20 protein-coding genes, 21 tRNA genes and 1 rRNA gene are annotated in these 20,000 nt (G+C 38.9%); 5 read left to right on the plus strand and 37 right to left on the minus strand.

Annotation, left to right across the window (positions count from 1 at the left end):
* The 3 genes from QFZ28_RS00005 to QFZ28_RS00015 all read right to left on the minus strand — a co-directional run.
* On the minus strand, nucleotides 1–265 hold a 265-nt coding region (locus QFZ28_RS00005; RefSeq protein ID WP_373428032.1), incomplete at its 3' end, for a phosphoadenosine phosphosulfate reductase domain-containing protein.
* Between the two features lie 29 nt (nucleotides 266–294).
* Nucleotides 295–837, minus strand: coding sequence for a histidine phosphatase family protein (locus QFZ28_RS00010; RefSeq protein ID WP_307192836.1), 543 nt, complete (start codon nucleotides 835–837; stop codon nucleotides 295–297).
* Nucleotides 822–1,544, minus strand: coding sequence for a phosphosulfolactate synthase (locus tag QFZ28_RS00015; protein WP_307192851.1), 723 nt, complete (start codon nucleotides 1,542–1,544; stop codon nucleotides 822–824). The genes QFZ28_RS00010 and QFZ28_RS00015 overlap by 16 nt, the downstream gene beginning before the upstream one ends.
* A 207-nt stretch (nucleotides 1,545–1,751) precedes the next feature.
* On the opposite strand from QFZ28_RS00015, the gene QFZ28_RS00020 reads away from it, so the two are divergent.
* The 4 genes from QFZ28_RS00020 to QFZ28_RS00035 all read left to right on the plus strand — a co-directional run bounded on the left by QFZ28_RS00020 (nucleotide 1,752) and on the right by QFZ28_RS00035 (nucleotide 4,597).
* Complete coding sequence (locus QFZ28_RS00020) at nucleotides 1,752–3,002, plus strand: MFS transporter (protein ID WP_307192837.1); 1,251 nt, start codon at nucleotides 1,752–1,754, stop codon at nucleotides 3,000–3,002.
* Between the two features lie 30 nt (nucleotides 3,003–3,032).
* Nucleotides 3,033–3,317 carry a hypothetical protein gene (locus tag QFZ28_RS00025; protein ID WP_307192838.1) on the plus strand — a complete coding sequence of 95 codons (285 nt, stop codon included), beginning with the start codon at nucleotides 3,033–3,035 and terminating at the stop codon, nucleotides 3,315–3,317.
* Between the two features lie 125 nt (nucleotides 3,318–3,442).
* On the plus strand, nucleotides 3,443–4,207 hold the full coding sequence (locus QFZ28_RS00030; protein WP_307192839.1) for a sulfite exporter TauE/SafE family protein: 765 nt from the start codon (nucleotides 3,443–3,445) through the stop codon (nucleotides 4,205–4,207).
* Between the two features lie 114 nt (nucleotides 4,208–4,321).
* Nucleotides 4,322–4,597: a YqhV family protein gene (locus QFZ28_RS00035; protein ID WP_179600951.1), complete on the plus strand. Its 276-nt coding sequence runs from the start codon at nucleotides 4,322–4,324 to the stop codon at nucleotides 4,595–4,597.
* Between the two features lie 42 nt (nucleotides 4,598–4,639).
* On the opposite strand, the gene QFZ28_RS00040 is transcribed toward QFZ28_RS00035, so the two are convergent.
* The 9 genes from QFZ28_RS00040 to QFZ28_RS00080 all read right to left on the minus strand — a co-directional run bounded on the left by QFZ28_RS00040 (nucleotide 4,640) and on the right by QFZ28_RS00080 (nucleotide 13,645).
* Nucleotides 4,640–6,115 (minus strand): spore germination protein, encoded by a 1,476-nt coding sequence (locus tag QFZ28_RS00040; protein WP_307192840.1) that lies wholly within the window; start codon nucleotides 6,113–6,115, stop codon nucleotides 4,640–4,642.
* A 76-nt stretch (nucleotides 6,116–6,191) separates the two neighbouring features.
* Nucleotides 6,192–6,878 carry a BsuPI-related putative proteinase inhibitor gene (locus QFZ28_RS00045; RefSeq protein WP_307192841.1) on the minus strand — a complete coding sequence of 229 codons (687 nt, stop codon included), beginning with the start codon at nucleotides 6,876–6,878 and terminating at the stop codon, nucleotides 6,192–6,194.
* A gap of 98 nt (nucleotides 6,879–6,976) precedes the next feature.
* Nucleotides 6,977–7,684: an ABC transporter ATP-binding protein gene (locus QFZ28_RS00050; RefSeq protein WP_307192852.1), complete on the minus strand. Its 708-nt coding sequence runs from the start codon at nucleotides 7,682–7,684 to the stop codon at nucleotides 6,977–6,979.
* Entirely contained in the window at nucleotides 7,677–8,459 is a 783-nt protein-coding gene (locus QFZ28_RS00055; protein WP_307192842.1) for an ABC transporter ATP-binding protein, read from the minus strand. The genes QFZ28_RS00050 and QFZ28_RS00055 overlap by 8 nt, the downstream gene beginning before the upstream one ends.
* A gap of 1 nt (nucleotide 8,460) precedes the next feature.
* Nucleotides 8,461–9,399, minus strand: a complete 939-nt coding sequence (locus QFZ28_RS00060; RefSeq protein ID WP_307192843.1) for a branched-chain amino acid ABC transporter permease — start codon at nucleotides 9,397–9,399, stop codon at nucleotides 8,461–8,463.
* A gap of 13 nt (nucleotides 9,400–9,412) precedes the next feature.
* The gene (locus QFZ28_RS00065) at nucleotides 9,413–10,291 is read right to left on the minus strand and encodes a branched-chain amino acid ABC transporter permease (RefSeq protein WP_307192844.1); all 879 of its coding nucleotides are present in this window, start codon (nucleotides 10,289–10,291) and stop codon (nucleotides 9,413–9,415) included.
* An 87-nt stretch (nucleotides 10,292–10,378) separates the two neighbouring features.
* The gene (locus QFZ28_RS00070) at nucleotides 10,379–11,560 is read right to left on the minus strand and encodes an ABC transporter substrate-binding protein (RefSeq protein ID WP_307192845.1); all 1,182 of its coding nucleotides are present in this window, start codon (nucleotides 11,558–11,560) and stop codon (nucleotides 10,379–10,381) included.
* A 461-nt stretch (nucleotides 11,561–12,021) separates the two neighbouring features.
* On the minus strand, nucleotides 12,022–12,174 hold the full coding sequence (locus tag QFZ28_RS00075; RefSeq protein ID WP_306077013.1) for a YpzG family protein: 153 nt from the start codon (nucleotides 12,172–12,174) through the stop codon (nucleotides 12,022–12,024).
* Between the two features lie 250 nt (nucleotides 12,175–12,424).
* Nucleotides 12,425–13,645 carry a DUF438 domain-containing protein gene (locus tag QFZ28_RS00080; RefSeq protein ID WP_307192846.1) on the minus strand — a complete coding sequence of 407 codons (1,221 nt, stop codon included), beginning with the start codon at nucleotides 13,643–13,645 and terminating at the stop codon, nucleotides 12,425–12,427.
* Between the two features lie 302 nt (nucleotides 13,646–13,947).
* Between QFZ28_RS00080 and QFZ28_RS00085 the strand changes: the two genes are divergently transcribed.
* On the plus strand, nucleotides 13,948–14,925 hold the full coding sequence (locus QFZ28_RS00085) for a ring-cleaving dioxygenase (protein WP_307192847.1): 978 nt from the start codon (nucleotides 13,948–13,950) through the stop codon (nucleotides 14,923–14,925).
* A 40-nt stretch (nucleotides 14,926–14,965) separates the two neighbouring features.
* Here QFZ28_RS00085 and QFZ28_RS00090 read toward each other — a convergent pair whose 3' ends face one another.
* The 25 genes from QFZ28_RS00090 to rrf all read right to left on the minus strand — a co-directional run bounded on the left by QFZ28_RS00090 (nucleotide 14,966) and on the right by rrf (nucleotide 19,846).
* Nucleotides 14,966–15,295, minus strand: coding sequence for a hypothetical protein (locus tag QFZ28_RS00090; protein ID WP_307192848.1), 330 nt, complete (start codon nucleotides 15,293–15,295; stop codon nucleotides 14,966–14,968).
* 113 nt (nucleotides 15,296–15,408) lie between these two features.
* Nucleotides 15,409–16,152 (minus strand): type I methionyl aminopeptidase, encoded by a 744-nt coding sequence (gene map, locus QFZ28_RS00095; protein ID WP_307192849.1) that lies wholly within the window; start codon nucleotides 16,150–16,152, stop codon nucleotides 15,409–15,411.
* A 115-nt stretch (nucleotides 16,153–16,267) separates the two neighbouring features.
* Nucleotides 16,268–17,110 (minus strand): pentapeptide repeat-containing protein, encoded by an 843-nt coding sequence (locus tag QFZ28_RS00100; protein WP_307192850.1) that lies wholly within the window; start codon nucleotides 17,108–17,110, stop codon nucleotides 16,268–16,270.
* Nucleotides 17,111–17,500: 390 nt separating this feature from the next.
* Nucleotides 17,501–17,574 (minus strand) — tRNA-Arg (locus tag QFZ28_RS00105).
* Nucleotides 17,575–17,583: 9 nt separating this feature from the next.
* Nucleotides 17,584–17,674: transfer RNA gene (locus QFZ28_RS00110), tRNA-Ser, on the minus strand.
* Nucleotides 17,675–17,686: 12 nt separating this feature from the next.
* Nucleotides 17,687–17,761: transfer RNA gene (locus QFZ28_RS00115), tRNA-Asn, on the minus strand.
* A 33-nt stretch (nucleotides 17,762–17,794) separates the two neighbouring features.
* Nucleotides 17,795–17,871, minus strand: a tRNA-Ile gene (locus tag QFZ28_RS00120).
* 6 nt (nucleotides 17,872–17,877) lie between these two features.
* Nucleotides 17,878–17,951: transfer RNA gene (locus QFZ28_RS00125), tRNA-Gly, on the minus strand.
* A gap of 64 nt (nucleotides 17,952–18,015) precedes the next feature.
* Nucleotides 18,016–18,112, minus strand: a tRNA-His gene (locus tag QFZ28_RS00130).
* 27 nt (nucleotides 18,113–18,139) lie between these two features.
* Nucleotides 18,140–18,215, minus strand: a tRNA-Phe gene (locus QFZ28_RS00135).
* 26 nt (nucleotides 18,216–18,241) lie between these two features.
* Nucleotides 18,242–18,318: transfer RNA gene (locus QFZ28_RS00140), tRNA-Asp, on the minus strand.
* A gap of 39 nt (nucleotides 18,319–18,357) precedes the next feature.
* A tRNA-Met gene (locus QFZ28_RS00145) sits at nucleotides 18,358–18,434 on the minus strand.
* 37 nt (nucleotides 18,435–18,471) lie between these two features.
* Nucleotides 18,472–18,564, minus strand: a tRNA-Ser gene (locus QFZ28_RS00150).
* A 17-nt stretch (nucleotides 18,565–18,581) separates the two neighbouring features.
* Nucleotides 18,582–18,658 (minus strand) — tRNA-Ile (locus QFZ28_RS00155).
* A gap of 27 nt (nucleotides 18,659–18,685) precedes the next feature.
* Nucleotides 18,686–18,762 (minus strand) — tRNA-Met (locus tag QFZ28_RS00160).
* A 47-nt stretch (nucleotides 18,763–18,809) separates the two neighbouring features.
* Nucleotides 18,810–18,885, minus strand: a tRNA-Ala gene (locus QFZ28_RS00165).
* A 20-nt stretch (nucleotides 18,886–18,905) separates the two neighbouring features.
* Nucleotides 18,906–18,982 (minus strand) — tRNA-Pro (locus QFZ28_RS00170).
* 7 nt (nucleotides 18,983–18,989) lie between these two features.
* Nucleotides 18,990–19,066, minus strand: a tRNA-Arg gene (locus QFZ28_RS00175).
* 40 nt (nucleotides 19,067–19,106) lie between these two features.
* Nucleotides 19,107–19,195, minus strand: a tRNA-Leu gene (locus tag QFZ28_RS00180).
* A gap of 5 nt (nucleotides 19,196–19,200) precedes the next feature.
* A tRNA-Gly gene (locus tag QFZ28_RS00185) sits at nucleotides 19,201–19,275 on the minus strand.
* 13 nt (nucleotides 19,276–19,288) lie between these two features.
* Nucleotides 19,289–19,373, minus strand: a tRNA-Leu gene (locus QFZ28_RS00190).
* A gap of 19 nt (nucleotides 19,374–19,392) precedes the next feature.
* Nucleotides 19,393–19,468: transfer RNA gene (locus QFZ28_RS00195), tRNA-Lys, on the minus strand.
* A gap of 71 nt (nucleotides 19,469–19,539) precedes the next feature.
* Nucleotides 19,540–19,615 (minus strand) — tRNA-Thr (locus QFZ28_RS00200).
* Between the two features lie 31 nt (nucleotides 19,616–19,646).
* Nucleotides 19,647–19,722 (minus strand) — tRNA-Val (locus QFZ28_RS00205).
* 8 nt (nucleotides 19,723–19,730) lie between these two features.
* Nucleotides 19,731–19,846: ribosomal RNA gene (rrf, locus tag QFZ28_RS00210) — 5S ribosomal RNA — on the minus strand.
* Nucleotides 19,847–20,000 lie beyond the last annotated feature (154 nt).

The raw sequence follows: 20,000 nt of genomic DNA on the forward strand, positions 1-20,000 counted from the left end.
AGGAAGGATAACGATTTTTAACTTTTTCAATTAATTCATATGTCTCTGAAAAATGTAGACCTGTATCCAGAAAAATGATTTTTGCCTCTTTATTCACCTTCGAAATTAAATCAATCAGCACGATTCCCTCAACCCCAAAGCTGCAGGCATAGACAATTTCGTCTTTATATTCTCGATAAGCCCACTTTAATACATCTAAATAATCTGGCTGACTAGCCATAAAGGATGTAATTTTCTTTTCATCCCATTTATCATGCGTTAACATCTCTGACAATCCCCGGACCTCCATTTCTCTCAATCCCTTAGGGTTTCAATGCACAACGTGATACAGGCATTATTCACCACATCAATTTTATTCATCTGGTTAATATCGCCGTACTGGGCATATGAAATCATCGCTCTTATCCAAGAGCCATGACCAAACGCAAGGATATTTGTATATTTTTGGTATTTATCTAAAAACATGACAATCCGTTTTTCTAAATTCCTTATACTCTCACCTAACACCAACTCTCTTGGATTTTCAAACCAAACCTCTCCATATTTTTCAATCAGTTTCTTCTTCGGTATTCCTTCAAATGGTCCAAAATCTAACTCATCCAATAATCCCTCTATTTCATACTTATATCCATAGAGGTTTGCTGTTTGGTGGGTTCTTTGTAATGTACTTGCTAAAACAAGGTCAAATGGTGCTAACGCTTGAAGTACTTTTTGATTGTCCTCAATTCCTTTTACTAGTTCTTCCGAAACCTGTGAAAGTTTAATATCCTGCCTCCCCTGAAGCCATGTTTTTTTATTCCACTCCGTTGGAAGGTGTCGAATCACAGTGATTTGCATTCATCTTCCTCCACATAAAAAGTTTCACTCCGCAGTCCGCGGCGTTGTGTTTCTAATACTAAAACATCCTGAAGTCTTACATTGCCTAAATTAACGTTTGGTCCCACTTCTCTAATAAAGTACATTTGATGTTTTGATGTTGGAGCTTCAAAGATGATTTTCTTGCTGTCGATATCTTTTATCAATTCCTGAATTAAACCAGATCTAATACTGCCGGATTTTTCATAAATCCCAGATGTTCCTGAATCTCGCCCTTCTGTTATGACATAATCACAACCTGCCTGTAATAAAAGGTTTATTTCTTCCTTCCAATCACAGATGTCCATATCCTTATTAGAATCCTTTGAGCCCACCTCAGCTATGACATGAAAATCCTTTTTTATTTCCGAGATCATTTGGAGACGTTCTTGAAGTGGAATATCCAGCGTTCCGTTAGAAATTTCAATCCATTCAATCCCTAAATCACGTAAATGTCTTAAATATTCAGGAACTTTATTTTGATAAAAACATTTTTCAAATAGGGTTCCTCCACAATAAGGCTTTATCTGATACTCCTTATAAAGTTCAATTTTTTTCCTAAGGTTTGGAGTCACATAAGCTGACCCAATTCCTATCTTAGCAATATCAATGAGATAACCATAATCAGCTAATATATGCTTTAACTCACCTATCGGGTGCCGAAATCGATCACCGAGGTTAATCCGTATGTTCTATTTCCTGACGTCCTTTCTGGCAGTATTAAAAAATCCATACCTATAGCGCCTCCTCTATTTTTCTAGGATAGATTATTCATAAAATAGGTGAATGTGTAGATATTAGGCTTGAAAAGCATAAATTAGGCATTTGTCTTGTATAAACTCTGCCTTCACTTGAAACAATAAAAAGGCTATTCTCACAGTTAGGGGTGTACATCCTTGTCAAAGCAAAAACATACGGGCTTAACGATTCTGGCTATTAGTTCCATACCACTTATTCTTGTTTTGGGAAACTCGATGCTTATTCCTGTTCTTCCTAAAATGAAATCTGAACTGGATATATCTCAATTTCAGGTTAGTTTAGTCATTTCTGCCTTTTCCATTGCGGCTGCCATTTCGATACCAGTATTAGGTTATTTGTCCGATAGGTTTTCTCGAAAGGCGATTATTATCCCCGCCCTCATTTTATATGGGAGTGGAGGGCTATTGGCTGGTGCCGCTTCCGCTTGGTTTGACAATGCCTATACATGGATTCTTGCAGGCAGAATTATGCAAGGTATGGGTGCTGCAGGAACTGCCCCCATTGCCATGGCTTTAACAGGTGATTTATTTAAAGGAGGACAACAGAGTAAAGTCTTAGGATTAGTCGAAGCATCTAATGGATTTGGAAAGGTAATCAGCCCGATAATCGGATCGCTTTTAGCCTTAATCTTTTGGTATGCAGCGTTTTTCGCCTTTCCGATTTTCTGTTTTATGTCCTTGTTATTAACCATCATTTTCATTAAGGAAAAGAAAACCAAAAAGGAACCCCCTCCGGTTGGTAAATATGTAAAGGGTCTTGTATCTGTTTTTAAAACGGAGGGACGCTGGTTATTTGCCGCTTATATAACAGGAGCTACCTGTTTATTTACACTTTTTGGGATTTTATTTTACATTTCAGACATATTGGAAAAGGATCATCAAATTGATGGAGTCATGAAAGGATTGATTTTAGCGATTCCGCTGCTAGTCATGACCACCACCTCTTATATAACCGGAAGTAAAATTGGTAAAAAGATGAAGCTTATGAAAACATTAATCATAATAGGATTATTGCTGATGACGACTTCATTTGCTTCACTGATTTTCTTTAAAAAATTAGTAGCTTTTTTCGCCGTCCTTTCTGTAAGCAGTATTGGAACAGGACTTGTTCTTCCTTGTATCAATAGCTTTATCACAGGATCTGTTCCAACAGACCGAAGGGGTTTTGTAACCTCCTTATACGGGTCTGTACGATTCTTAGGGGTAGCGATTGGTCCTCCAGTATTCGGCTCCCTAATGGCATGGTCGAGGTCAGGTATGTTTTTAGTTACGGCTGGGTTAACGCTATTTTGTGCCTTGCTTTGTATGATACTGATTCATGTAGCAAAAACCAAACCAGCTGAAGATAAAGAAAGTGACACATTATTTGAAAAATTACAATTCAGTTAAGACATGTAAGATATAAAGGAGAAGATTTAATTGCAAATTTATTTTTCACCTGAAGTTATTACCCCTGAATACCAGGTCTTAAATGTCGTTAATTCAAATAATAAAGGTGTTGGTAATGTTGCCTTTTTATTTGACGAAAAGAAATTGTTTGTTTACGGGATTTTAGAAGATGAAGAAGTGGGTTCTGATTTTAAAGACTTGGTCACTCCTTATATAAAAGGATTAGCAAAGGCTAAACCAGGGCTTGATATTCTATCCTGTCTGTATGTCGGCTGTAAAAAAATAAAGCTAAAAGATGAAGAAAAAGAGGAATAATGCAAACATGAGAGGACGGTAATGACCGTCCTCTTTTAATTTGGGTTTGGGCAATAGTAACATGGCATTTAACCACTTCATAACTTATTGGTAAGCAGTTAGACAAATATGGAGTGTGTGGCCTAATGAGTATTGGAATCGTTCTAATGGGGCTATTAATCGGATTTATGGTTGGCTTGACCGGTGTTGGCGGTGCTGCATTGTTAACACCCGTATTAATATTATTAGGGATTAGTCCCTCCATCGCAGTGGGAACAGACCTGGTTTATAATTCTATCACTAAACTTTTTGGATCCTTTCAACATTGGAGACAAAAAACAATCAATCTTACACTGGTGAAATATCTTGCTATTGGCAGTATTCCAAGTGCAATATGTGCTGTCGGGATGCTCCAGCTGTTTGACTCATTTTTTCATAACCAAGAGCAAGTGATCAAACATGCCTTAGGATACGTTTTAATATTAGTAGCGTTGACTACTCTCATTAAAACGTTTGCTACAGGTAAAATAGGAGAAAATTCTCTTCAAAAGAAGCCTCTTCATGAGAAACGTGGTTTAACGATTGGTATTGGGGTTATCTTGGGCTTTATAGTCGGATTAACTTCTATTGGTTCGGGTTCTTTGTTCGCCTTGGCAATGCTTTATCTTTACAGAATGAGTCCATCAGAGCTCGTCGGAACAGATATTGCACATGCATTTTTACTGGTTACTGCGGCTGGATTTATGCATGCCGGAATTGGTAATGTAGATTATTTATTGGTAGTGAACCTGCTATTGGGTTCCATTCCGGGTGTTCTGATTGGAAGTAACTTATCCTCAAAATTTCCGGCAAAACCCTTAAGAACGATTATGGCGATCATGATTTTGATTAGTGGTGTTAAACTTATTTAGAAACACGGTGCTGCCGTGTTTTTTTTCTTTTTTTAATGAAAATGAAAAACCTGTCCTTGTCTTGAAAAACCAATCATATACATATGTTAGAAATGGTAATTCCAGGAGGTCATTATGTTTATAATCATTGAAAAGGTAGTACTCGGAATGGCTTTTTTACGATTAATATCGGGAAGTATTGAAATATTTGCCGCTATCCTCATGATTAAATTTAATACGGTAGAAAAAGCCCTTATGGTTAACTCTTCGCTAGCACTTATCGGACCCGTTATTTTAGTTCTAACCACCTCCATTGGGTTAATTGGATTAGTTGAGAAAATATCGATCATGAAATTCGTCTGGATTGCTCTCGGGGTAAGTTTTATCTTCATAGGTGTAAAGTCATCATGAAAAACTACATAAAAGAAAACCTATCATCGACTGCTGATAGGTCTATTTATGTGCTTGTCTAGTTGCATCTTGTGGATTGAGTATTCTTGCCCTAGTATTTTTTATCGGTATTGGTGTTCGTGCAAGCATAATCCTAAAATCCTGTGGATGGAACGGGATGAATGGATATAAATAAGGAGTATTCATACTCTTTGTTCTTGCTAGCAAAATTATCCACAATGTAATTCCGATGGCCAGACCCGGGACTTTAAGTAAAGCAACCATAATTAAAAAGAAAACTCGGAACAATCGATTTGCTAGACTTAATTCATAACTTGGTGTCGCGAACGTTCCGATTGCCGCAACCGCTACATAGAGGACTACCTCATGAGTAAAGATCCCCACCTGTACAGCTACATCTCCAATAATAATAGCAGAAACGATACCTAGTGCTGTTGCAAGGGCATTCGGGGTATGAATGGCTGCCATCCGGAGAATTTCTATCCCGATTTCCGCTATGAGAAATTGCCATATCAGTCCAATTTCGCCAGAATCTTTCACACCAATAAACTTCCACCGGTCTGATAGCAGCTGCTCATTGGAAGCATAGGTATACCATAACGGTAACAGGAATAAGGAGGCCAAAACAGCAACAAATCGTGCCCACCTTAAGAAGACACCTATTATTGGCTTTTGACGGTATTCCTCAGCATGCTGTAAATGGTGCCAATAGGTAGACGGACAGATCATTACGCTCGGTGATCCATCGACAACAATCAGGACGTGGCCTTCCATTAAATGAACCGCACTGGTATCTGCTCTTTCCGTATAACGAACAAGCGGATATGGATTATAATTTCGGCCAAAGACAAACTCTTCAATCGTTTTCTCCCCCATTGAGATTCCATCAACGGAGATATTCTCTAGCTTATCTTTTAACATCTTTACGTGATCCATATCAACAATACTATCAATATAGACTAACGCGATATCCGTTTTAGATCGTTCTCCTACTTGAACGTAATCCATGATAAGGGAGCGATCACGAACACGCCTTCTAATTAATGCTAAATTAAAAACAATCGTTTCAACAAAACCATCCCGCGGTCCCCGTACAACACGCTCAATATCCGGCTCTTGAGGTGATCGAATCGGGTATTCACGAGAATCAATCAGGATAATCTCTTTACCGCCCTCTGCCACTAATGCCGTTTGACCGGCAAGGATTTGAGCGATAACCTCTTCTAAATCCTCTGTTTTATTAACCTCTACATGAGGAATGAAAGTCTTAAAAAGCTTATCAATTGGATTGTCACCAAAATCCTCCGGTTTACGCTTTTCAATCTCTTTCATAATTAAGAGCAGGATATTTGCCGCTGCAAATCCATCGATCAAGAACATGGCAAATTTACGCTCTCCCCATTCCAAAGGGCGGTGGATTACATCAAAGCTTTTTCCTATCCGTAATTCTTTAATTAAATAGTCAACATTTTCTTCAAACGTCTCTTTTACTGGAACTTGTGTCCCCTTTTTTCCCAAACCTGCCAACTCCCTAAAATTTTCATATTGGTATTTTGCTGCAAGTTTGGATGATCTATACTATCCTTTTGTGTTTTTATTCCAGTAAGAACTTTTCGATACTCTTTTGGATTTCATTTTCTGTATAAACAAATGAAATTTCATTGCCCTCTTTAAGGGAAGGCAATTGCTGTATCGCTTCCTCTTTTAACTGGAAAGCGACTTTTTCACCTTTCATATCCACCTCAATGGAATGGGGATCCATTTGACCTGTGTATATGCCAGAGGCCATTGTAAATATCGATTTTTCCACCTTTACATCCATTAACACTTTAGCTTGTTGCTCCTTTGCTGTTAAGAAAACTTCAATTTTATAATTTCCGTTATAAAGGTCAGAAATGGTAAATGAGTTTTGGATTTCTTGATTGTTATCAAATGTCATCTCAGTAATCGCCTGTGTAGAGATAACTTCATCAGAATATTGTTTTACTTTTTTCCCTTGTTCGTCATAGACAATATAATCTGCCTGTAACCCGCTTGGAAAAGATAGTTTTAAAGGACCGCCAGATATATTTTTTACTTTGTAATTAATAATCGTAGAGTTGTTTTCTTCTTTGATTTCAATGGATGGATGAACGCTTGCTGGAAGTTCATTTTGCTTTTGGTTCTCCTCTTCATTCTTGTTCTCCACAGTTTCACCCTTCCCATTTGTTTGATTACCTGAACCGCAAGCACTTAAGAGCCCAACTAGTAAAACAACAATCATGATCATTTTAATTGGCATAAAAAAATCTCCTTTTAATCGAGTTACCTTAATAGTCGATTAAAAGGAGATTGGAGTTACATTTTCACTTAAAGATTTTTCAATTTCAAAAAGAAATTCTAGAGACCACCTAGGTAGGCCTTTTTGATTTCTTCACTAGCTTGTAATTCTGCTGCTGTTCCTGATATTTCAACCCTGCCTGTTTCGATAACGTAGGCACGGTCGGCAACGGATAGTGCCATATTCGCATTCTGTTCAACCAGAAGGATGGTTGTGCCGTCCTGATTGATTTTCTCGATAATTTGGAAGATTGTTTTTACCATTAACGGAGCCAATCCCATTGAAGGCTCATCGAGTAAAAGCAGCTTGGGCTTTGCCATAATCGCTCTTCCCATCGCCAGCATTTGCTGTTCTCCCCCTGAAAGGGTTCCCGATAACTGTTTTCGACGCTCTTCCAGTCTTGGGAAAAGCTCGTAAACGTTTTGAATATCTTTGCGAATTTCCTTTGTATCTTTTCGTAAATAAGCACCTAGTTCTAGGTTTTCCTCTACACTCATATTGGCAAATACACGGCGCCCCTCTGGCACATGTGAAATACCGGACTTCACAATCAACTGGGGAGCCTTACCTGAAATAGAACTGCCTAAATACTCAATCGTCCCGGACTTTGGCTTAAGCAGCCCGGACAATGTCTTAAGAAGAGTACTTTTACCTGCTCCGTTCGCGCCAATCAGGGTAACAATTTCCCCTTCATTGATTTCTAATGATACACCTTTAAGGGCATGAATGTTTCCGTAAAAAACATTAATTTCATTTACTTTAAGCATGGTCACTCGTAACCTCCTCTCCTAAATAAGCCTCAATTACTTTTGGATGATTACGAATTTCATCAGGAGTTCCTGCTGCAATGAGCTGACCATGGTCTAAAACATAGATTCTTTCACAAATCCCCATAACTAGCGCCATATCATGTTCGATTAGTAGAATGGTTAAATCAAACTGTTTTCGGATAAAAGCGATTAATTCCATCAACTCGTGTGTTTCCTGTGGGTTCATACCCGCAGCCGGCTCATCGAGAAGCAATAATTTTGGATTTGCAGCCAATGCTCTGGCAATTTCTAATCTTCGCTGCTGACCATATGGTAAATTCTTTGCTTTTTCATCTTTAAAGCGGTCCAATTGAAAAATCTTTAGAAATTCCAGTGATTTTTCTTCCATCACCTTTTCTTCGGAGAAATGGGTAGGAAGGCGAAAGATGGAACTTAAAATGGAATGCTTCGCTAAAGAATGATAAGCCACTTTAACATTATCTAATACAGATAGTTCATTGAAAAGGCGGATATTCTGAAACGTACGGCTGATTCCGTTTCGTGTTACTTGGTATGGAGCAAGACCATTTAGTCTTTTTCCATCAAACAAAATGTCACCCTCTGTTGGCACATATACACCAGTCAGTAAATTAAAGCTCGTTGTTTTCCCGGCACCATTTGGACCAATCAAACCGACTAATTCTCCTTGACCCAGTTCCATATTAAAGCCTGAAACGGCCTTAAGCCCGCCAAATTGAATACCAGCATTTTTAACCTGTAGTAAAGCACCCACGTTAATTTCCTCCTTTCACGCTTTTCTTTTTACCAAAGAAATCTGTAATTTCACGGGTACCCATTAAGCCCTGTGGACGATATAGCATAACAACAACCAATACAATACTGTAAATAATCATTCGAGTCTCCGGATATTGCTGTAAGTAGGTTGAAATAATCGTTAAAAGAACCGCGGCTATCACGGAACCAGACATACTTCCAAGTCCGCCTAAAACCACAAAGATTAAAATATCAAAGGATTTTAAGAAACCAAAGTTTGTTGGCTGGATAATGTAAAAGTTATGCGAAAATAAACCTCCTGCGATTCCTGCGAAAAAAGAACCAATGGCAAATGCAACAACTTTATAAAAAGTTGTATTAATCCCCATTGCGTCTGCCGCAATTTCATTCTCCCTAATAGCAATACACGCTCTTCCATGCCGTGAGTTTGTAAAGTTGGATATCACAAGAATGGTAATAACGAGACACACAAATGCGCTTGTCCAAGTCGTCATATTAGAAACCATCATTCCTGCAGCGCCGCCAACATACTCAATATTTAAAAACACAATTCTGATAATTTCACCGAATCCTAGAGTTGCGATAGCCAGATAATCTCCACGAAGCCTTAAAGTCGGAATACCAACTAGTAGACCAGCTAATGCTGCAACAATTCCTCCAATAATAATGGCTAGGACGAAGGGCAGTTCAAATTTCATGGTAATAATCGCTGATACATATGCCCCGACAGCAAGGAATCCAGCATGTCCAATTGAAAATTGTCCGGTAATCCCAATAACCAAGTGAAGACTGACCGCTAAAATGATGTTAATGATCATTAAAATCAACATATTGCTATAAAATGCATTTAATATACCTGTTTGAATCAAGCCTTGGCCAATTCCATAAACCAGTACTGCTAAAATGAGAAATAGCCAGAATTTACTTACCTTTTTCATCTGTCTATCTCACCTACACTTTCTCTCTTGTATTTTTTCCAAAAATGCCTGAAGGTCTAAAAATAAGAATCAGGATTAAGATAATAAACGCTGCAGCGTCTCTCCATAATGAGAATCCCATTGCACTAACTACTGATTCGACAACCCCAAGGATAAGACCACCAACCATGGCTCCAGGGATAATTCCGATTCCACCTAAAACAGCCGCAACAAACGCCTTTAATCCAGGGATAATTCCCATTAGCGGTTCTATCTTCGTATAATAAACACCAAAGATAACTCCCGCAGCCCCAGCTAAAGCAGAGCCAATGGCAAAAGTATAGGAAATAGTCCTGTCTACATTTATACCCATTAGTTTGGCTGCATCCATATCATGTGATACTGCACGCATTGCCTTTCCGATTTTTGTACGATGAACGATAAATTGTAATATAATCATCAGCCCTACGGAAACAGCAAGGATAAAAAGGGACTGGCTGCTAATTTGAGCCCCGAAAAGGTTAAAGCTTGTGCTTGGCAATACATTATCAGGATACGCCTCAGGCTGTGCTCCACGAGCATAAATTACTCCGTATTCAATTAATAGCGACATTCCTATTGCTGTTATTAAGGCCGCTATTCTAGTAGCGTTTCTAAGACGTTTATAGGCTATTCTTTCAATCAATACTCCAAATACTGCACAAAATGCCATTGAGAATAATAATGCTGGAAAGAATCCTAGACCCCATCCCTTAATCGCATAAAACCCGACAAACGCACCTACCATAAAAACATCACCATGAGCAAAGTTAATCAATTTGATGATTCCGTAAACCATGGTATAGCCTAATGCGATTAAGGCATAGATGCTACCGAGTGATATTCCGTTTATCAATTGTTGTAACCACTCCATTGTTCTCACTCCTATTTATTCCAGATTTAACTCTTTACACAAGTAAAATGGAAGGATCATCCTTCCATTTTACTTAAGCAGTGCTTTTTAAGGATTTACTTTTGTGTTAAACACTTGTTTTCCATCTTTGTATTCTAAAATAGTTGCTGTCTTAATCGGATGATGATTTTCATCAATTGTTACTACTCCTGTAACAAGGCTTAAATCTTTTGTTTTTGCTAATTCTGCCTGAATTTTACTAGAATCGGTACTGCCTGCACGCTTAACGGCATCCGCTAAAAAGTAAACTGTGTCATAACCAAGTGCATTGAAAGCGTTCGGTGCTTCACCTTTGTTCTTTTCTTTAAATGCTGTTACAAACTTTTGCACCTTTTCATCTGGATCTTCAGATGAGTAATGGTTGATTAGGTACGTATTATTTAATGCTTCTGCTCCAGCCAAATCAACTAACTTTGGAGAATCCCAGCCGTCAGCCCCAACTAATGGAACATCGATTCCTAACTCACGTGCTTGCTTTACAATTAGGCCAACTTCTTCATAATATCCAGGGATAAAAATGAATGATGGATTTTTTGCTTTGATACGAGTTAAGGTTGCACGGAAGTCTGTATCCTTTGCTACATATGCTTCTTCTGCAACAATTTTACCACCTGCTGCTTCAAAGGTTTCTTTGAAAGAGTCTGATAAACCTTTGGCATAATCACTTGAGTTGTCAGCGAAAATCGCTGCGTCTTTAATTTTTAAAGTATCTACTGCAAAATTCGCAGCCACTGTACCTTGGAAAGGATCAATGAAAGAAGTTCGGAATACGAATGGTCTTACTTTCCCTTTTTCATCAACCGTAACAGTTGGGCTTGTCCCACCTGGCGCGATTAGTACGGTTTTCGTATCGTTTGCAATCTGAGCCTGTGCTACTGTATTACCGCTTGTTGCTGCACCAATGACAGCTGTTACTTTGTCTTGACTTGTTAACTTAATAATACCGTTTGTAGCCTCTGCTGCTTCTGATTTATTATCTACTTTCACAACATCAAACTTTTTACCATCAACGCCACCATTTTTATTAATCTCTTCAACAGCCATTTCAATTCCTTTGGCCATTGATTCGCCATATGAAGCAACGTTTCCTGAAAGCTCTAAGTTCACACCCAATTTAATGGTATCTGAATTGGCTCCTCCTGAACTTTCTTTCGCTCCTCCTGCACATCCTGCTAACACTCCTGCAAAGATGGTAGAAGCCATAAACACACTTACTAATTTCTTTTTCATGGTGTTTCCCCCTTTGATTGAATTTTCAGATACCAATAACCGCAGTTTTGATATCTTTCTTGACCCCATGAGATTGTTTATAGGCTAAATTAATTAACATAAGTTATTGTAGTACTTTTTTCATTATTAGTCTAGTATATTATTTCAATATTTCAGAACTTTTTATTTTTTATAAAAATTAAAGCGCTTTCTTGTTGTTATAACGCTTTTTTTAAAAAAAATATGTTCGTAAGGGATTAGTAATTATTTTCGATATATGTAAAATCTTGCTATACTATTATTCCAATTTATGTATTTCTTGTTGGTTTGTTTTTTTAATATATGCTGTTTGATACCTTTTTTTGGCAGCAGACGAGCTAGTGGGAATCAAAAGCGTGTAATCAAATTTGTTAAACAAACATTATTCATAAAAAAGAAAGAAGACAAATTTCGTCTTCTTTCTTTTTACTCAGATGTATCCTTTACCACCTATGTGCCTTTGCATTTGATCTCGCGATAATGTTATGCTGCGAAATTTTTGTGTGTCCATTTACCTGAGAACTAGCACGCTTAGGCCTTGTCCAATTATTGAAGAACTTTTGAGAATGTGGATCCAAATGATCTTGAGTACTCACAATGAATCACCTCAATAGTTAGTATAGGGATACTCTGAAATGCGATATTACAGGAATATCATTTATAGTATTTGGTTTGCGATATATAAAAATACATATCATTTATCCGCTGCATGCATGTGCTAAAGCATATCAAGAATAGCCAAATAAAAATGACTTTGATTCCCCATACTATTGGAAAATCAAGTTTAAGGGAATCAAAAAGTTGTTTTGGTTCCCTCTAACTATCGTTCCCACGCGCCATACTTCATTATGACATTATTCTCTTTTCCCCTTCAATCGCTTGAATCGGATCTATATTTTGAGTAAATTCAAGTGTCCCCATATATTTACCATTCTCATCCCTAACTGCAAAGTATCTTATATATACATACTTATCACGGAATTTAATCCAGAAATCTTCTGTATCCTTCCTGCCTGCTTTAAAGTCAGCTAACAGTTCCTCCACTACATGTACACTTCTTGGCGGATGACAGTTTTGTACTGTACGACCGATAACCGCCTTGGTACGAGCAAAAATTCTTTCTTTACCATGAGAGAAGTAACGTACCACATCATCTTGGTCAATGAACGTGAGGTCTACAGGTAACTGATTTAAAAGCAGCTCTAGCTGTTTTAATGATAAGATTCCTGTTTCCATTTTAATGTACCCTTCTGAGATGGCTTTCTCATCTAATGCATGTCTTTCAGGCTTCCATACCTCTGTAGGTGCAATTAAGCAATATCCAATTTCATCACTCTCACGTGCTATTTTCAGCCATTCATCTTCAGTAAAGTTGTTCAATGCCATCGGAAAAAGAATATTTTCTTCTCTATAGATCATCGTGATTACTTCTTGAATAACAAAATTAATCAATTCGATTACAGCTTGTTTCTCCCCATTATAAGAAGCTAATTTTTTCCTTGCATCTTTAATGGCGTCACGAATAAAGTCGTTAATCCGCCACATGTTGTTCGTTGGTCCATAAATACCGTAGGTTTCTAAATAAGGGAATATTAAATTTTCTTTCCGGCTATAGTGCTTATCAATATCGAGCAGTAAATTGATGTCTTCTAAAAGGAGAAGTACAATTTCTTGACTATCTTCAATCTCAAACTGACCTAAGTGTACTTGAAGTTGAGTATTTACCAATTTATCTAATTCTTTATTTTCTAATACAAAAGTGTGTATCGGGTGGCCAGGTTGTTCCTCTGGCTTGTTTGTTTTTTCTGCTTCTTCAATTGCTCCTTTAAAAATTTCTGTGTGTTTTGCATGTAACCGGTGCATTTCTTCTACGGAGAGATCACCAAAATCATGCTGAAGCTGTGAAATTTCATCGATAGTGATCTTTCCGATAAACGCATCAAAATGTGCTTTTACTTCTTTAACATTTTTTCCGTCATGAAGATCTTTAAAGATTTGTTTTAATATCGATTGTCGTTTAGTAGTATTTGGTGTTTGTAGTTCACGGTTATTGATAATTTCACTCATAATAGGATTCTCCTTCACTAGTTGCTCTTTTTATGTGGTATTTAATGAATCTCATACATAAAATAACACCTTTTAAGAAGTCTGTTTGTGATTAACATCATTGGTACAGAAATAAACATTATAAATGTGATAAATTTAAGAACGAATTATGGACAAAGAAATTGACAGCAGTATTTATCCGTGTTATATTTATCTCGAATTAAAGATAAATGTTTTCGAGATATCAATTTCACCCTTTCCTGTAGAGTGTATTGGACATTAAGGGGAAAAATAAACAAGACATACTAAATGGAGGAATAAACTTGAATCACTTAAAAGGTATACACCATGTAACAGCGATAACAAGCAGTGCCGAGAAGAATTATGAATTTTTTACTTATGTTTTAGGAATGCGACTTGTTAAGAAAACAGTTAATCAAGATGATATACAAACCTATCACTTATTTTTCGCAGACGACACTGGAAGTCCCGGGACAGATATGACATTTTTCGATTTCCCTGGAATTCCAAAAGGTGTTCATGGAACCAATGAGATTTCAAAAACGTCTTTCCGTGTACCTAGCGACGCCTCATTAGACTATTGGGTGAAGCGTTTCGACCGCTTGAACGTAAACCATACCGGGATAAAAGAACAATTTGGTAAAAAAACGTTATCGTTTGTAGATTTTGATGACCAACAATACCAATTGATTTCCGATGAAAACAATGAAGGTGTTGCTTCAGGTGTACCTTGGCAAAATGGTCCAATTCCATTAGAATATGCGATTACCGGGTTAGGTCCTATTTTTGTAAGAATCGCTAACTTTGATTACTTTAAAGAAATGATGGAAAAGGTACTACACTTTAAAGAGATTGCTCAAGAAGGCCCGTTTCATTTATTCGAAGTAGGTGAAGGAGGAAACGGCGCACAGGTAGTGGTTGAATATAATGCGGTTCTTCCACAGGCACGACAAGGATTTGGGACAGTGCACCACGCCGCGTTCCGGGTTGAAGATCGTTCAGTTTTAGAGGAATGGGATCAACAATTGCATAGCTTCGGATTCCAAACATCTGGGTTTGTCGATCGCTACTTTTTTGGCTCTTTATACTCTAGAGTGGCACCTCAAATCTTATTTGAATTTGCAACAGATGGTCCTGGATTTATGGGAGACGAACCTTATGAAACCCTTGGTGAAAAACTATCCTTACCGCCATTCTTTGAGTCAAAACGAGAACAAATCGAACGACTCGTACGTCCAATTAATACAGTAAGAAGTACAATTAAATTTAAAAAGGAATAAAAATCAAGCGGATCCTTCGGGACTCCGCTTTTTTTTCAAGTCACCATAATTTTACGTGAGACTTCAACAAATCATCATCGTCCGTTGCTTCGAATACTTCAACTATTTTTACAGTAGGCTTCTCAGTCGCGTATTTTTGAATTTCCTGTTCTAATTTTGGAAACAAAACTTGATTTGCCTGCTCTGCTTCCTCCCTCGTGTCCCAATAGTTCAATGCTCGATATTCTCCAGTTGGATCATCGAAAAAGTAGACACTACCACGAAACCCAAACATTTTTCTACTGATTTTATCCAATTCATTTGTTAACTTCTCCGCAACTCGTCTTTGATTGGTTCCCAATTTATAGGTTATTAACCTTGCATAATACACTTTCATCCCTCCAAATTTCAAATACTTATTACTTTATGAAAAATATATAGAAAAGATGATCCTAATAATGAAAAAGTGCCAGAGCGATGGGCTGCTGGCACTTTTAACTGCTTTTATAATGTTGTAATGATTGGTCCATTTTTTGTAAGGATAATCGTATGTTCGTACTGTGCAACATAACTCTCTTCTGTTACATAGGTCCAGTCGTCACCTTCTACTTGGAAAACTTCCTCTTCTTTGGTTGAGATGAAAGGCTCGAATGCAATTACCATGCCTTCCTTTAAAAGTTCGTCATCCCACGTATCATGATAATTATAAATATGATCTGGAGCTTCATGAATTCTTCGTCCGATTCCGTGTCCAGTTAGATTCATGATTACTGTTAATCCGTGCTGTCGCGCCGTTTGGATGACCGCTTTCCCCAGTCCACTTTTCTTTGAACCAGGCTTTGCTTTCTTAAGACCTGCTTCAAAAGCCAATTTTGCCACATCACAAATTTTCGTTAAAATTTCTTCGCCTTCACCTACGACGAAAGAAATACCTGTATCAGCGAAGTAGCCATTCTTTGAACCAGATACATCAATATTAACGATGTCACCTTCTTTGATGACTCTCTTCCCTGGAATACCATGGGCCACTTCCTCATTGACACTTATGCAAGTGTAGCCAGGAAAATCATATTCACCCTTTGGTGCTGAAGTGGCACCGGCTTTTTGGAAAAGTTGTCCAGCTATATCATCTAGTTCCTTTGTCGTTATACCGGGAACCGTTCTTTTTACCAATTCATCTCTAATTTCAGCACAGATTTTGCCGATCTCTTTCAGTGCTTGAATATCCTCTTCTGTTTTTGCTATCATGTGTTTTCCCTACTTTATCATATTAATATCGTTGTGAATTTTCCATTCTTATATTTTAGGCTTTCTTATAGTAAAAATTCAAGTATATTTCCTAATTATCTATATTCCAAAAAAATTATTCTTCTTGCCCCCAATGGGCTGGTCTCACTAATGTGGCAGGTAATTTAGTATGTTTATTCCCTCTAGCGGCATTCACTTGTGCCTGAGTAAGAAAGATACTTCCAATAAGATTTGCCCCTCTGATATCCGTATCCCTAAAATCCGCTCCGATGAAATCACTCCATCTAAGGTCTGCGTTTCTAAGGTCTGCAGCAATTAGTAAGGCGCCTCTAAGATTTGTGCCCCTTAAATCGGCTCCCATCAACTTTGCCCCTATATAATCCATTCCCCGCCGTTTTTCCTTTTGCTTTTTCCGGACTTCAGCGCGAACTAACTCACTAGTACAAATCAATAACTTGTTTACCTTAGCTCTATGCTCGTTCACATCTATGCTCAATATAAATTCGGGACTTTTAGCAGCAAGTTCTTCTGTCTCTACAAAAACATAATGTAATTCTTTATAGATTGATTTCGCAGCATCTCTTGTTAATGCTTCATATAGGTACCATAGCATCTCATGAAGTTGCTGCATAATTGGATAAACATCAAACATCTCTTGAGCAACATCTTGGTTTGAATGCCAATCCCTTCCATTATATGTAATTTGAGATACCTTTTGACCAGCCCCAAAGCATTCATAAGCCGAGCAACCACGAAACCCTTTATTCCGAAGGTCATTATGTATGCCGCATAGATAATTGGATTGTAAATTACGGCAAGGAGTTCCACTGTCTTTATCAAAGGCGAAATCGGCTGATCTTGCATAAGGCAGTGCCACGCAGCACAAACCAAAGCAATTTTCACAGTCAGCACGTAAATTATTCAAAGTATTGTTGTCTATTACTAATGCACTAGACATAATAAACACACTTCCTTCTATAAAAAACTTACCTATTAATCCATTTGAAAAATCTCAACTAGATATTATCTTAACACAAACCTAAGTACGTCTTTTCGATTATCTGCTATTGGGTTACCGTTTTCTCTGGAATTAAAACTGCACGGGCACCATTACCTTCTATTCGTTACCGTTTTTCCTGAAAATAGAACTGCACGAGCATGAGTTACCCTCTATTCGTTACTATTATCACTATAGATAGAGCTGTTTCGGGTACGAATAAAATTATTAATTCATTGTTTACAAAAGTAATAAAGGATAATTTCCATATACTATTTATCGGTCGCATTTGTCCTTCGGGGCAAATAAAAAAAGAACAACCTTTTAAGTTGTTCTTCATTGTTATTTTTACGCACCTTAGAGGATTCGAACCTCTGACCGTACGCTTAGAAGGCGTATGCTCTATCCAGCTGAGCTAAAGGCGCATATATATATGGCGGAGAAGGAGGGATTTGAACCCTCGCGCCGGTTACCCGACCTACACCCTTAGCAGGGGCGCCTCTTCAGCCTCTTGAGTACTTCCCCATAGACAAAAAATGGCTCCGCAGGTAGGACTCGAACCTACGACCGATCGGTTAACAGCCGATAGCTCTACCACTGAGCTACTGCGGAACAATTGAAAGTTATTTTGCTCACAAAAAATTCTGGTGGGCCTAAATGGACTCGAACCATCGACCTCACGCTTATCAGGCGTGCGCTCTAACCAGCTGAGCTATAGGCCCATAAATTGGAGCGGGTGATGAGAATCGAACTCACAACATCAGCTTGGAAGGCTGAGGTTTTACCACTAAACTACACCCGCGAAAAATAAAATAAATAGATGGGGCGACTGCTGCCTTACCACTTGGCTATGCTGCCTTTAAGCATGGCTGGGCTAGCTGGATTTGAACCAACGCATGGGAATCGAACCCACGAATGCCTGAACCACAATCAGGTGCGTTAACCACTTCGCCACAATCGCCATCATAATAGTTGCAATCTAAATATAAATGGTGGCTCAGGACGGAATCGAACCGCCGACACAAGGATTTTCAGTCCTTTGCTCTACCGACTGAGCTACTGAGCCACTATATTTTGCCATCTTAATAAAAATGGCGGTCTGGACGGGACTCGAACCCGCGACCTCCTGCGTGACAGGCAGGCATTCTAACCAACTGAACTACCAGACCGAGGTTTTTTCAAGTGTTTTTCTTGAAAATAACTTACATTGGTTGCGGGGACAGGATTTGAACCTGCGACCTTCGGGTTATGAGCCCGACGAGCTACCAGACTGCTCCACCCCGCGACAATAAAAATTGTTTCATTTTGCTGAAGTAATAGTATGGCGGAGGAAGAGGGATTCGAACCCCCGCGCGGTTTAACCCGCCTGTCGGTTTTCAAGACCGATCCCTTCAGCCGGACTTGGGTATTCCTCCATATTATATAAAATTACTGGTGGACCTTGTAGGACTCGAACCTACGACCGGACGGTTATGAGCCGTCTGCTCTAACCAGCTGAGCTAAAGGTCCAAGTAGAAGTTCTATAAATAAATTATTTGGTAGCGGCGGAGGGGATCGAACCCCCGACCTTACGGGTATGAACCGTACGCTCTAGCCAGCTGAGCTACACCGCCAAATATTTAATAAATTGTAGGTTATTTTCACTAAAGTGAAAAAACTTTGGTGGAGCCTAGCGGGATCGAACCGCTGACCTCCTGCGTGCAAAGCAGGCGCTCTCCCAGCTGAGCTAAGGCCCCATTTTGTTATTTTAGAAGAATGGTCGGGAAGACAGGATTCGAACCTGCGACCCCTTGGTCCCAAACCAAGTGCTCTACCAAGCTGAGCTACTTCCCGTAAAATATGGCGCGCCCGAAAGGAGTCGAACCCATAACCTTCTGATCCGTAGTCAGACACTCTATCCAATTGAGCTACGGGCGCAATATTTTTAATGTAAGTTATTTTGCTTTTGCAAAAAACTTGGTGCCGAGGACCGGAATCGAACCGGTACGGTAGTCACCTACCGCAGGATTTTAAGTCCTGTGCGTCTGCCAGTTCCGCCACCCCGGCAACATTGGAGCGGAAGACGGGATTCGAACCCGCGACCCCCACCTTGGCAAGGTGGTGTTCTACCACTGAACTACTTCCGCGTATTAGATTAATTGGTGCGGGTGAAGGGAGTCGAACCCCCACGCCTTGCGGCGCCAGATCCTAAGTCTGGTGCGTCTGCCAATTCCGCCACACCCGCATATTGTTATCGCTTAAAATGGTGAGCCATGAAGGACTCGAACCTTCGACCCTCTGATTAAAAGTCAGATGCTCTACCAACTGAGCTAATGGCTCATATAATTGGCACTTATATGATAACTAATGTTCTATGCTGCCGCTGATATGAACCAACGAAGTAAGGAGCATGGTGCCGGCTAGAGGACTTGAACCCCCAACCTACTGATTACAAGTCAGTTGCTCTACCAATTGAGCTAAACCGGCACATATTGTAGTTTATTTTATTAAGATATTATGGTGGAGGATGACGGGATCGAACCGCCGACCCTCTGCTTGTAAGGCAGATGCTCTCCCAGCTGAGCTAATCCTCCATATATAAGCCTGGCAACGTCCTACTCTCACAGGGACAAAGTCCCAACTACCATCGGCGCTGAGAAGCTTAACTTCCGTGTTCGGTATGGGAACGGGTGTGACCTTCTCGCCATTATTACCAGACTGTTTTCTCAAAGCAAAATCTATTATATTGTCTTTTTCGATATTTTTCAAGAGGTTTTTTAAAAAAAATTCATTCCCTCAAAACTAGATAAGTTTGTCAGAAGAAGTTTCAATCCGTCCCCGCAAATAAAACCGAGTTCCAACGTCTATCGAA

The sequence above is a fragment of the Neobacillus niacini genome, from assembly GCF_030817695.1.
Classification (GTDB): Bacteria; Bacillota; Bacilli; order Bacillales; family Cytobacillaceae; genus Neobacillus; species Neobacillus niacini_F.